Genomic DNA, 11,779 nt, shown 5'->3' with positions numbered 1-11,779 from the left:
CGTAAAAATAGGTTGGGCGGAGAAGCGCAACGCCCTCCGCCAAAAAGCTGGGTATATATACAGATTTGCTGATTATATCAGCGAGGTCAGAGATGCCAACCGGGAAATTTCCAGATGCGGGAGTAAACGGCTGTCCCAGGTTTGCATCAGGCAGCCATTTTCCGGCCTGATCCAACAGGCCTGCATTCCGCTGCGGATCGCCCCACCCACGTCAGTGGTGAGATCGTCCCCAACATGTAAGATCTCGCCGATCGGCACATTGAGTTTTTCTGCCGCCAGAAAGTACATATCGCTGAACGGTTTCGAGCGCCCGTGCGGGCCAGCGCGCAGCACAAACTCAAAGTAGTCGCCCAGACCAAACAGTTCCGGCTGCGCGTTACCGTTGGTGATCGCTACCAGCGGCCATTTCTTCGCCAGCTGTTTTAAGGTGTCGTGGGTTTGCTGCGGAACATCGATTCGGCTGCGCCATTTGGCAAAGTTGATCATCGCCGCGTGTGCGCCTGCGCTGGCTTCTTCCGCGCTCAGCCCGGCGTCAAGCATCGCTTGTTCAATCGAGCGAAAACGCCAGCGCGTCACGTCGTGATAAATCTCGGGTTCCGCTTCCCGTACCGCCTGGCGCAGACGTTGCAGATCTTCATTCTGGAAGCTGCGCAGCGCCGGATGATAATTTTGCACAAAAGTCAGCGCCTCCCGCTCGGTGCGCAAAATCACCGGACGGTTGTCGTAAAGGGTATCATCCAGGTCAAAGGTGAGCGCCGAGATGCGCCCCAAAGGCCGGTAAAAACGCATTATTTCCCCCGTTTGGCGCGTGGATGCGCCGCATCATACACCGAGGCAAGGTGTTGAAAATCAAGATGAGTATAGATTTGTGTGGTTGAGAGATTGGCATGACCCAACAGCTCTTGCACACCACGCAGATCACCACTCGACTCCAGCATATGCGTGGCGAATGAGTGACGTAATTTATGCGGGTGAACGTGATTATTCAGCCCCTGTTTTATGCCCCATTCGGCAAAGCGTTTCTGCACATTACGCGCGGAGATACGCTTGCCCAGTTTCGACAGGAAAAGCGCGTCGTCTTCGCTACCAAACAGGTCACGCAAATCAAGCCAGTGCTCAATCCACGCTACGGCGTTGCGACCAATCGGCAGGCGGCGCTCTTTGCTGCCTTTCCCCATCACCCACACTTCGCCGGACTCCAGGTCGAGGTGTTTGATATCCAGCCCCACCAGTTCGGACAGACGCAGACCCGCGCCGTACATCACTTCCAGCATCGCCCGGTCGCGTACAGCGAGGGGATCGTTAATATCAATATCCAGCAGCCGATTCATATCATCGACATCGATATTTTTCGGCAGATGACGCGGCGCTTTCGGTGCCGAAACACCTTTCGCCGGGTTAGCTTTGAGTTCGTTCTGGCTGACCAGCCAGTCAAAAAAGCTACGTAGCGCGGAAAGCCGTAATGCGAGGCTTGCCGCGCCCAGCCCCTTACGGCGACTGCGTACAGCAAAATTGCGCACCATCGTCACATCACATTGCTGCCAGCTTTGTAGGCCGTTTTCGCTGGCAAAATTGATGATCGCCTCAAGCTGGCGCTGGTAGTTAACCAGGGTAATTGGGCTAAGCTGACGCTCTACGCCGAGATAACGTAGGTAGCGTTCCACATCGGTATGTAAATCGGTCATACGCGTTCAATCCAACGCTCCAGAAGCTCCGGCATCATCAGCGCAATTTCATGGAGTAACTGCGTTCCCTGCCCTTGTTGATAATGGTTGGCATCGCGACTGGTGAACAGCACCACACCAAGATCAGCATCACTTCCCAGCATCGACATCGCCACCGACCCCACCGCTTTCGCTTCCGGCAGCACCACCAGCAGTTCCGGCCCGTTAAGCGGCCCCAGATAATGCTGTTCCTGCCCCAGACGCTGAATACGCAGCGGTTCGAAAGCCTGACGGCTTAATGCCAGATGGGTATGGTTCGACGGCGCACCTAAACGCCAGCGATCCGGAAACAGGCGCACACTCGCGCCAGCCAGGCCGAGATCGCGAGCCCAGCGGTGAAAGCGCATTAGCATATCGTCGAGGCTGCTGGCGGCAGTAAGAGTGCGCTGCAAATAAAGTAAGCGATAAAACAGGCCTTCGTTAGCGATAGCCTGTTCCATCAACAGCGCCATGTTCTCTTCCAGAACATGAATATGGTTACGCGCGCGAGCCATATGCCATTCGACGAGTGAAACGGTGCCACGTACCGGATGCGGCACACGAATTGACTCTACTGCGTGCGCATTGCGGATAAAAAACTCAGGATTTTTAATCAGATAATCGACAACCGCCCGGTCATCAAGCTCCGTGAGTGTTTCCTGTAGTTCTTCCCCTGGTTGCTTCATAGATGAATAAATCCGTCGTAAACATGTACTGCCGGACCCGTCATATATAACGGATGACCCGGACCTTTCCAGGCAATATCAAGGCGACCGCCAGGGAGTTCCACACGAACTTCTTCGGCCAGCAAACCTTGCTGAATCCCTACCGCTACCGCCGCACACGCGCCGCTGCCGCAGGCCTGGGTTTCTCCTGCACCACGTTCATAGACACGTAAACGAATATGCTCGCGCTTAACCACTTGCATAAAACCGATGTTGGCACGTTCCGGGAAACGTTCGTGGCTTTCCAGAACAGGCCCCAGTGTTTCTACCGCCGCAGTATCGACATCATCGACCTGAATCACGCAGTGCGGATTTCCCATCGACACCACGCCGCACAAGATTGTCTGCTCGGCGGCGCGCATGATATAGGTCTTTTCCGCTTTGTTGGCGCGAAATGGCACGGCGGAAGGTTCGAAATTTGGTTCCCCCATATTTACCCGTACCAGATCGTCATCAGTGACGGTCAGTACCATCCGACCATTGGCAGTGCTGACGCGAATATCGCGCTTATTGGTCAGCCCTTTCAGGCGTACAAAGCGGGCAAAGCAGCGTGCACCGTTGCCACACTGCGCCACTTCACTACCGTCAGCATTGAAAATGCGATAGTGGAAATCCAGTTCTGGATCGTACGGCGGCTCGACCACCAGTAGCTGATCAAAACCCACACCCAGGTGCCGATCCGCCAGGCGACGAATCAGATCCGGTGAAAAAAAGACATTCTGCGTTACCGCGTCGACGACCATAAAATCGTTGCCAAGGCCATGCATTTTCGAGAACTGCATCATTTACTCCAATCACGCGGGTACAGAAACTGACTTTTAGTAATTCACCTGAGATGGGCCATCGCCAGTGGCGCGGTCGTTTTTATCCGGCAACGTGGATTGTGTTTGCGTATCTACCGGTTTAGTCGGCGGTGGCGCATTTTTATCTGCGGGCGGGAAATAGAGCGGACCTTTCAAACCGCAGCCCGTCAGGCTGAAAAGAGTAAGTAATACAGTGAGTGCTTTAAACACGTTTTTCATTATGGATTGCCTGTAAAGTTCATCGCTTTCTGCTTTCTATCATCGCAGGAGAAGACGTAAAAGCAAGCGTTTAGCGACTCTTTATGAAGTCTGAAAAGTGAGGAATTGCTGCGAGTATAACGCTTACAAGAGAGGATTTATGTTTTGCTGGTAGTTTCGTGATCGGCACCTCGCGCCAGGATGGCTTTATGCACTATCGCAATGTTTATACCTGGACCGATACAGAGGTAAGGGTTACACCCTCCCCCTGCCCGGCGAAAACACACGTCAGAGAGGAAGATGCGCGTGAAATTCAAAACAGAGACATTATTATTCCGATGACGGAGGAATCATGCCGGAACGCAGCAGCAGACGGGCAAACTTTGATGCCCTGACGCCAGGCCGCTATACTGCCGCCATCACGTAAAAACAGGATACAACAATGAACGACAGTGAATTTCATCGCCTGGCTGACCAACTGTGGCTAACCATTGAAGAACACCTGGACGACTGGGATGGCGACAGCGATATCGACTGCGAAATCAACGGCGGCGTACTGACCATTACCTTTGAAAACGGCAGCAAAATCATTATCAACCGCCAGGAACCGCTGCACCAGGTATGGCTGGCAACCAAACAGGGCGGCTACCACTTTGATCTGAAAGGCGACGAATGGATTTGCGATCGCAGTGGCGAAACCTTCTGGGATTTGCTGGAACAGGCGGCGACGCAGCAGGCGGGAGAGAGGGTGAGCTTCCGTTAAGGTTTCATGCCGGATAAGCCTCGCTTTCCGGCATACTCATCACGAAAAATACTGCTGTAACAGCGGCGTGTCATTATCCTGATTGGCTGGCGGCATGTTGCCGATAGATTTGGTACGGAACGGAATGACCTGTTCGCGACCATCGACCTTCACAATCTGATAGAACTGCGGCAGGTTGAAGTTGATGAAACTGGAGCCGTAAGTGAAACGGTCGTGCGATGACGAGTAGAAACGGCTGACGTCACGCACCAGCTCCTCTTTGCTACCTTCGCAGTGGTGATACACCTCAACTCGATTGCTTTCATCGAGAATGTAGATATTAAAACCGTTCTCATCGTGCGTTTCTTCGAAGAAGAACTGGATGATCCCTTCGCTGGCAAAGCCATCCACTACTGCCGGTAATTTGACGTGATTGGTCTCAACCTGCACTGACAAACCATGCAGTTTGTTATGCGAGATCGCGCCATAAAACTCGATAGCATTTTCCAGTTTCTGCACAGACACATTCAGGCGTTCGAAGAACAAGCCCCAGGTTTGACCAGAAACGCGCAGCGCCTTGAAGCGCCCGGTTTCCTGGCGAGTGCTGGAAAGACGCAGTTCGATACACTCAGAAACCAGTTGTTGCACGCGAGTACGGATTAATCCGCGCAGATGCTGACTGTAGCAGAAGACTTCTACGCTATCAGGCGGCGCGGCGTCCTGATGCATTTTGCCAAGAATCGTTTTCAGGGCTTCAATCATCGACTGCTCGCCGTTGAAATGTAGCGTACGCACTTCATTCCACGAGTTGCGATACAACAGATCAACACTACCCACCAGGCATTTTTGTTCTTCGCCAAAGCTGAAGACATCCAGCTTACGGAAATCGAAATGTACTACCTGATTACGAAACGCTGTCGTCGGGTCATATTCCAGGTTGACGATAATCGCCAGATGGCGGATCTCACAAGGACTGTAGAGCGCCTTCGGCGTCGGCGCAGGTAAGCGCAACGGGAAATGGTGCGACACATCAGCCACCATCTCTTGCAACTTAGGCAGATCGACAATGCCGTTGCCTTTAATAAACAAATGCGTTCGTGATGTCAGCAAGCCATTAAACCACGCCCAGGCCACCAGCTTATTCAGATAGCGGTTATATTCCAGCGGCTGATGGCTGATGATCGACTCGATTGTCGGCGCACGATTATACAGATACCAGCCAGAACGATTAGCGCGGCCCGGCGGTACATAAATAAAGGTCAGGTTTGGCTCGGAAAGATCCGGTGAAATCTGCGGGTTTACCAGCGTCACTTTCCCCGGTAATGCTTCAAACGCAGCGTACAGTTTACGCGTCAGCACGCCGATATCCTGCGGGCTGGCGGAAACGCTAAGATTATTGCGACGGGCAAAGCGGATCAGATTACGGTAGCTCTGCATCATTGCATCAAGCAACTCGTTGTGCGCTTCACGCACCTGATCAATCTTCCAGTTGGCGCGATTATCGAGCATCGCCAGACGGGCTTCGTCCCATCCCCACTCTTTTACCAGTTGGCTTAAGACTTCCCGACGCCAGCCTACGCAAGCGCGCTCGCGGCTGAGTTTTTCGCACACTTTTAAATAGAAGCAGCGGCGCACTAAATCCAGACGGGTGAAATCTTCAATTGCCGTCAAATATTCAGTAACGCGTTCCAGCATCATGCAGTACGGATCGAGACCAAATGACACTATCTCGCCGTCGTGCAAACGCTGTTTGATATCTTTCGCCAGCAGGCGTGGGTCTGGATATTCCCAGGAATAAGCTTCCAGCAACAGTGTTTTCAGCACCGCTTTGTACGGAGAATCGATACTTTTGTAGAGTTGCCAAAGGCTGGCACCAAAGTACTCTTCAGCGGAAAGCGAGCTTAAGCCACCGAGATCCAGCCATTCATTTGGCGTTAATACACCCTGCGCGTAGAGCGTCATTACGTAGTCATCGTAATGCTCCTCTTCGTCGCACGGCACCATATTCCACAGAATACGCTTACCGGCGAGACGCACGGCGGTACGATAAAATTCGTCAAGCAGCAGTATATGCTGGGTAGAGCCACAATCTTCCCCCCCCAGACTGCCACTTTCATTATGGCGGAAACGGTTTTCATCAATCAGGAAGAAGCTGACTTCCGCGCCCAGCGAGGCGGCCCAGCTTTCCAGCAGACTGCATTTACGTTGTAGTAACTGGCGCTCTTCGCTATCGAGCCAGGATTGATGGCAGACCCAGATATCCAGATCGGAGGAACAGCTTTGCCCTATAGACGAGGTGCTGCCCATGGTGTATACGCCAGTAATCGGAAGCTCGCCTTTTGGCGGGTCCTGTACTGACATTCCACGATACAGTTCCAGTTCGTTCAGGTAGTGGCGTTGGGTTTCATCAGGCGTGTAAAGGCAAATGCCCCTGGGAACATTACCATCAAGGTAACCCGGCATTAGCGGATGGTGATAGTGCAACAATGTCGGCAGCAGACTGTAGACCTGTTGGAATGCAGGCCCCATAGCAGCAAGCGCGCGATCCACGCGCAATTGATTTATGGCATCCAGTCTCTGTTTCAGAGTCTCAATATAGAGGTACAAGACGTATCGCCTGATTTGCTACCCGTCATGTCTGTGATTCCGCCAACATCAACGGAAACACGCGGCATTCGGGATATTTCGTATGTCAAAGGTAACCGTACCACTTTCCGCGCCTGGTTTTTTTAGTTTCACGACGAAAAAATGGTCTAAAACGTGATCAATTTAACACCTTGCCGGTTGACCGTAAAGAAAGATGCGCTACATACAAGTGTAGCACCGTTTATTCTCTGTAAATTCCTTATTACGACGGCTTGAAGCGCCTGTCAGGAACCACCGCCTGGCTACATTTTACGTTTTACACAGGCATCGACGTTTCACCACAACACTGACATCGCTCCGGCAAGGATGTTAGGATGGACCATGGATGATAATGACGGTAACAAGCATGTTAGACAATGTTTTAAGAATTGCCACACGCCAAAGCCCACTTGCACTCTGGCAGGCACATTATGTCAAAGACAAGTTGATGGCGAGCCATCCAGGGCTGGTGGTTGAACTGGTGCCGATGGTGACGCGCGGCGATGTGATTCTTGATACGCCGCTGGCGAAGGTTGGCGGAAAAGGCTTATTTGTGAAAGAGCTGGAGGTCGCGCTCCTGGAAAACCGTGCCGATATCGCCGTGCATTCAATGAAAGATGTGCCGGTTGAATTTCCGCAAGGTCTGGGGCTGGTCACCATTTGCGAGCGCGAAGATCCTCGCGATGCCTTTGTTTCCGATAACTATGAAAGTCTGGATGCGTTACCCGCAGGCAGCATCGTCGGTACTTCCAGCTTACGCCGCCAGTGCCAACTGGCTGAACGCCGTCCGGATCTCATTATCCGTTCTCTGCGCGGCAATGTCGGTACTCGTCTGAGTAAACTGGATAATGGCGAATACGATGCCATTATTCTTGCTGTGGCTGGCTTAAAACGTTTAGGGCTGGAGTCTCGCATTCGTGCTGCGCTGCCGCCTGAAGTTTCTCTTCCAGCAGTAGGACAAGGTGCAGTAGGCATTGAATGCCGCCTGGATGATTCGCGCACCCGCGAGGTACTCACCGCGCTGAATCACCACGAAACGGCGCTGCGCGTCACCGCCGAACGTGCCATGAATACCCGCCTCGAAGGCGGTTGTCAGGTGCCGATTGGTAGCTATGCCGAACTTATCAATGGCGAAATCTGGCTGCGTGCGCTGGTTGGCGCACCGGACGGTTCGCAGATTATTCGCGGTGAGCGCCGTGGCTCGCCGCAGGCTGCCGAGCAAATGGGCATTTCGCTGGCGGAAGAGCTACTGAATAACGGCGCGCGCGAGATCCTCGCCGAAGTTTACAGCGGAGATGCGCCAGCATGAGTATCCTGGTCACCCGCCCATCTCCCGCAGGAGAAGAGTTAGTGAGCCGTCTGCGCGCACTGGGACAGGTGGCCTGGCATTTTCCGCTGATTGAGTTTTCTCCGGGTCGGCAACTGCCACAACTTGCCGACCAGCTGGCGGCACTGAGCGAAGGAGATCTACTATTTGCCCTTTCGCAACATGCCGTTGCTTTTGCACAGTCGCAACTGCATCAGCAAGGTCTCCAGTGGCCCGCCCTACCCGCTTATTTCGCCATTGGTCGCACTACCGCACTGGCGCTGCATACCGTGAGCGGACACGAAGTTCGTTATCCGCAGGATCGGGAAATCAGCGAAGTCTTGCTACAATTACCTGAATTACAAAATATTGCAGGCAAACGTGCGCTAATTTTACGTGGCAACGGCGGTCGTGAGCTGATCGGGGACACCCTGACGGCACGCGGTGCTGAAGTCATTTTTTGCGAATGTTATCAACGATGCGCCATTCATTACGATGGTGCAGAAGAAGCGATGCGCTGGCAAACTCGCGAAGTGACAACGATCGTTGTTACCAGCGGTGAAATGCTGCAACAGCTCTGGTCGCTGATTCCACGATGGTATCGTGAGCACTGGTTACTACGCTGTCGACTACTGGTCGTCAGCGAGCGTCTGGCGAAACTCGCCCGGGAACTGGGCTGGCAAGATATTAAGGTCGCCGATAACGCAGACAACGATGCGCTTTTACGGGCATTACAATAACTCTCATAACAGGAAGCCATAATGACGGAACAAGAAAAAACCTCCGCCGTGGTTGAAGAGACCAGGGAGGTCGTGGACACCACGCCACAATCTGTCACAGTAGAAAAAAAGAGTAATAACAGTACTGCTCTGATTTTAAGTGCGGTGGCTATCGCTATTGCTCTGGCTGCAGGTGTCGGTTTGTATGGCTGGGGTAAACAACAGGCCGTCAATCAGACGACCACCAGTGATGTTCTGGCTAACCAACTCGCGGCTCTGCAAAAAGCCCAGGAGAGCCAAAAAGCCGAGCTGGAAAGCATCATCAAGCAACAGGCTACACAGCTAGAGCAGGCAAATCGTCAGCAGGAAACGCTGGCCAAACAGCTGGATGAAGTTCAACAAAAGGTCGCCACTATCTCAGGTAGTGATGCCAAGACCTGGCTGCTGGCGCAGGCTGATTTCCTTGTGAAGCTCGCCGGACGTAAGTTGTGGAGCGATCAGGACGTCACTACCGCTGCGGCATTGCTGAAAAGCGCAGACGCCAGCCTGGCGGATATGAATGACCCAAGTCTTATTACCGTTCGCCGGGCAATTACCGATGATATCGCCAGCCTTTCTGCGGTCTCGCAGGTAGATTATGACGGCATCATCCTCAAGCTGAATCAGCTTTCTAATCAGGTTGATAACCTGCGTCTGGCCGATAATGATAGCGACGGTTCGCCGATGGATTCCGATGGTGAAGAGCTTTCCAGCTCCATCAGCGAATGGCGCATCAATCTGCAAAAAAGCTGGCAGAACTTTATGGACAACTTCATTACGATTCGCCGTCGTGATGACACCGCCGTACCGCTGTTAGCACCGAATCAGGATATCTATCTGCGCGAAAATATTCGCTCTCGCCTGCTGGTCGCGGCACAAGCTGTACCACGTCATCAGCAAGAGACTTACCGCCAGGCGCTGGAGAACGTCTCCACCTGGGTACGTGCTTACTACGATACTGACGATGCCACCACCAAAGCGTTCCTCGACGAGGTGGATCAGTTAAGTCAGCAAAATATCTCGATGGATCTCCCGGAAACCCTGCAAAGCCAGGCAATGCTGGAAAAACTGATGCAGACTCGCGTGCGCAATCTGCTGGCGCAACCAGTAACACCAGTAGCGGAGGCTGCACCTGCACCGCAAGCTGATACACCGGCAGCCGCGCCGCAAGGAGAATAACCATGCTAAAAGTGTTATTGCTCTTTGTGTTGCTGATTGCAGGCATCGTCGTTGGCCCAATGATTGCCGGACATCAGGGTTACGTACTGATCCAGACGGATAACTACAATATCGAAACCAGCGTCACGGGACTGGCAATCATTTTGATTCTGGCTATGGTGGTGCTGTTTGCTATCGAATGGTTACTGCGACGGATTTTCCGCACAGGCGCGCACACTCGCGGTTGGTTTGTCGGGCGTAAACGTCGCCGCGCGCGTAAACAGACCGAACAGGCGCTGCTGAAACTGGCGGAAGGTGATTATCAGCAAGTCGAAAAGCTGATGGCGAAAAATGCCGATCATGCTGAGCAACCCGTAGTGAACTATTTGCTGGCTGCCGAAGCCGCGCAACAGCGTGGTGATGAATCGCGCGCCAATCAGCATCTGGAACGCGCGGCGGAACTGGCGGGCAATGATACCATTCCGGTAGAAATCGCCCGCGTTCGCCTGCAACTGGCGCGTAATGAAAACCATGCAGCACGCCACGGCGTGGATAAGTTGTTGGAAGTAACGCCACGCCATCCAGAAGTATTACGTCTGGCTGAACAGGCTTATATCCGCACGGGCGCATGGAGTTCGCTACTGGACATCATCCCATCAATGGCGAAAGCCCACGTTAGCGATGAAGAACACCGCGCCGCACTGGAACAACAGGCATGGATTGGTCTGATGGATCAGGCGCGGGCTGATGACGGTAGTGAAGGCTTGCGTAACTGGTGGAAAAATCAAAGCCGGAAAACGCGTCATCAGGTGGCGTTGCAGGTGGCAATGGCGGAACATCTTATTGAGTGTGATGACCATGACACCGCCCAGCAAATTATCATCGACGGCCTGAAACACCAGTATGACGATCGTTTGCTGCTGCCGATCCCACGCCTGAAAACCAACAATCCAGAACAACTGGAAAAAGTGCTGCGCCAACAGATCAAAAACGTGGGCGATCGCCCGCTGTTATGGAGCACATTGGGTCAGTCGCTGATGAAACATGGCGAATGGCAGGAAGCATCCCTCGCCTTCCGTGCGGCGCTGAAACAACGCCCGGACGCCTATGATTATGCATGGCTTGCCGACGTGCTGGACAGACTGCACAAGCCGGAAGAAGCCGCAGCGATGCGCCGCGACGGTTTAATGCTGACCTTACAGAACAACCCGCCGCAATAGTTCTCTCTCACCCGGAGGCAAGCACCTCCGGAGGCTTTCTGATACATAAAAAAACGCCTGCTCTTATTACGGAGCAGGCGTTAAAACAGGTCTGTATGACAACAAGTGGGTGCTTCACTCAACGTTGTGTCCATGGTGTCTGATGAGGCAAAAGCGACATCTGTCAGTGGACGATAAGCACCGTAAACGGCTCTGCGTCATTCCTAAGTTTATGAGGCACTAAGGCGAACATAAGAGATGGAATGAGCATCTACCCAATTATTATGCCACACTGACCCTGGAAATAACATCCTTTAATACTTGTTATGAGACAATTCTGTACCCTGTTTTCATGCACTTGCAATAATTACATTGGTGAATGTTATCTCAAATCTGGCAGCCGCGATTATATATTTCATGAATAATTAAAGTCGTTAAATGGTGATGCTGCCAACTTACTGATTTAGTGTATGATGGTGTTTTTAAGGTGCTCCAGTGGCTTCTGTTTCTATCAGCTGTCCCTCCTGTTCAGCTACTGACGGGGTGGTGCGTAACGGCAAAA

Annotated in this window: 12 protein-coding genes and 1 pseudogene; 7 read left to right on the top strand and 6 right to left on the bottom strand. The window is 52.7% G+C overall.

Annotated elements, in window-relative coordinates; genetic code table 11:
• Positions 1 to 72 precede the first annotated feature (72 nt).
• The 5 genes from yigB to FC814_RS14100 are packed head-to-tail and all read right to left on the bottom strand — an operon-like array spanning position 73 to position 3,450.
• A complete protein-coding gene (gene yigB, locus FC814_RS14120; protein ID WP_001213580.1) occupies positions 73 to 789 on the bottom strand; it encodes a 5-amino-6-(5-phospho-D-ribitylamino)uracil phosphatase YigB in 717 nt (238 codons plus the stop codon).
• Complete coding sequence (xerC, locus tag FC814_RS14115; RefSeq protein WP_105290666.1) at positions 789 to 1,685, bottom strand: tyrosine recombinase XerC; 897 nt, start codon at positions 1,683 to 1,685, stop codon at positions 789 to 791. Before xerC ends, yigB begins: the two co-directional genes overlap by 1 nt.
• Entirely contained in the window at positions 1,682 to 2,389 is a 708-nt protein-coding gene (locus FC814_RS14110) for a DUF484 domain-containing protein (protein WP_000812782.1), read from the bottom strand. The genes xerC and FC814_RS14110 overlap by 4 nt, the downstream gene beginning before the upstream one ends.
• A complete protein-coding gene (gene dapF, locus FC814_RS14105) occupies positions 2,386 to 3,210 on the bottom strand; it encodes a diaminopimelate epimerase (RefSeq protein WP_001160645.1) in 825 nt (274 codons plus the stop codon). Before dapF ends, FC814_RS14110 begins: the two co-directional genes overlap by 4 nt.
• A gap of 36 nt (positions 3,211 to 3,246) precedes the next feature.
• Positions 3,247 to 3,450, bottom strand: a complete 204-nt coding sequence (locus FC814_RS14100) for a lipoprotein (RefSeq protein ID WP_000799886.1) — start codon at positions 3,448 to 3,450, stop codon at positions 3,247 to 3,249.
• A gap of 197 nt (positions 3,451 to 3,647) precedes the next feature.
• Between FC814_RS14100 and FC814_RS14095 the strand changes: the two are divergent.
• A pseudogene (locus FC814_RS14095) lies at positions 3,648 to 3,824 on the top strand (DKNYY family protein); the annotation flags it as partial.
• Between the two features lie 47 nt (positions 3,825 to 3,871).
• Positions 3,872 to 4,192, top strand: a complete 321-nt coding sequence (gene cyaY, locus FC814_RS14090; protein ID WP_000999935.1) for an iron donor protein CyaY — start codon at positions 3,872 to 3,874, stop codon at positions 4,190 to 4,192.
• A gap of 39 nt (positions 4,193 to 4,231) precedes the next feature.
• Here the strand turns inward: cyaY and cyaA are convergent, their stop codons facing one another.
• A complete protein-coding gene (gene cyaA / locus FC814_RS14085; RefSeq protein WP_137326073.1) occupies positions 4,232 to 6,778 on the bottom strand; it encodes a class I adenylate cyclase in 2,547 nt (848 codons plus the stop codon).
• A gap of 385 nt (positions 6,779 to 7,163) precedes the next feature.
• Between cyaA and hemC the strand changes: the two genes are divergently transcribed.
• The 5 genes from hemC to FC814_RS14060 form a co-directional block, all read left to right on the top strand.
• On the top strand, positions 7,164 to 8,105 hold the full coding sequence (gene hemC / locus FC814_RS14080; RefSeq protein WP_137326072.1) for a hydroxymethylbilane synthase: 942 nt from the start codon (positions 7,164 to 7,166) through the stop codon (positions 8,103 to 8,105).
• On the top strand, positions 8,102 to 8,842 hold the full coding sequence (hemD, locus tag FC814_RS14075; protein WP_000026036.1) for a uroporphyrinogen-III synthase: 741 nt from the start codon (positions 8,102 to 8,104) through the stop codon (positions 8,840 to 8,842). Before hemC ends, hemD begins: the two co-directional genes overlap by 4 nt.
• 21 nt (positions 8,843 to 8,863) lie before the next feature.
• Positions 8,864 to 10,039 carry a uroporphyrinogen-III C-methyltransferase gene (gene hemX, locus FC814_RS14070; protein ID WP_000139132.1) on the top strand — a complete coding sequence of 392 codons (1,176 nt, stop codon included), beginning with the start codon at positions 8,864 to 8,866 and terminating at the stop codon, positions 10,037 to 10,039.
• Between the two features lie 2 nt (positions 10,040 to 10,041).
• The gene (hemY, locus tag FC814_RS14065) at positions 10,042 to 11,238 is read left to right on the top strand and encodes a protoheme IX biogenesis protein HemY (protein WP_000921807.1); all 1,197 of its coding nucleotides are present in this window, start codon (positions 10,042 to 10,044) and stop codon (positions 11,236 to 11,238) included.
• Between the two features lie 474 nt (positions 11,239 to 11,712).
• On the top strand, positions 11,713 to 11,779 hold a 67-nt coding region (locus tag FC814_RS14060; protein WP_096257578.1), incomplete at its 3' end, for an IS1 family transposase.

It is taken from the genome of Escherichia sp. MR, from assembly GCF_005280595.1.
GTDB lineage: Bacteria > Pseudomonadota > Gammaproteobacteria > Enterobacterales > Enterobacteriaceae > Escherichia > Escherichia ruysiae.
This window is presented reverse-complemented; position numbering and strand designations above follow the sequence as displayed.

Bases quoted from the DNA above. Each gene is read 5' to 3' on its own strand.
- dapF (WP_001160645.1), bottom strand. From the start codon at position 3,210: ATGCAGTTCTCGAAAATGCATGGCCTTGGCAACGATTTTATGGTCGTC.
- hemC (WP_137326072.1), top strand. From the start codon at position 7,164: ATGTTAGACAATGTTTTAAGAATTGCCACACGCCAAAGCCCACTTGCA.
- hemY (WP_000921807.1), top strand. From the start codon at position 10,042: ATGCTAAAAGTGTTATTGCTCTTTGTGTTGCTGATTGCAGGCATCGTC.
- FC814_RS14110 (WP_000812782.1), bottom strand. From the start codon at position 2,389: ATGAAGCAACCAGGGGAAGAACTACAGGAAACACTCACGGAGCTTGAT.
- FC814_RS14100 (WP_000799886.1), bottom strand. From the start codon at position 3,450: ATGAAAAACGTGTTTAAAGCACTCACTGTATTACTTACTCTTTTCAGC.
- cyaY (WP_000999935.1), top strand. From the start codon at position 3,872: ATGAACGACAGTGAATTTCATCGCCTGGCTGACCAACTGTGGCTAACC.
- hemD (WP_000026036.1), top strand. From the start codon at position 8,102: ATGAGTATCCTGGTCACCCGCCCATCTCCCGCAGGAGAAGAGTTAGTG.
- xerC (WP_105290666.1), bottom strand. From the start codon at position 1,685: ATGACCGATTTACATACCGATGTGGAACGCTACCTACGTTATCTCGGC.
- yigB (WP_001213580.1), bottom strand. From the start codon at position 789: ATGCGTTTTTACCGGCCTTTGGGGCGCATCTCGGCGCTCACCTTTGAC.
- hemX (WP_000139132.1), top strand. From the start codon at position 8,864: ATGACGGAACAAGAAAAAACCTCCGCCGTGGTTGAAGAGACCAGGGAG.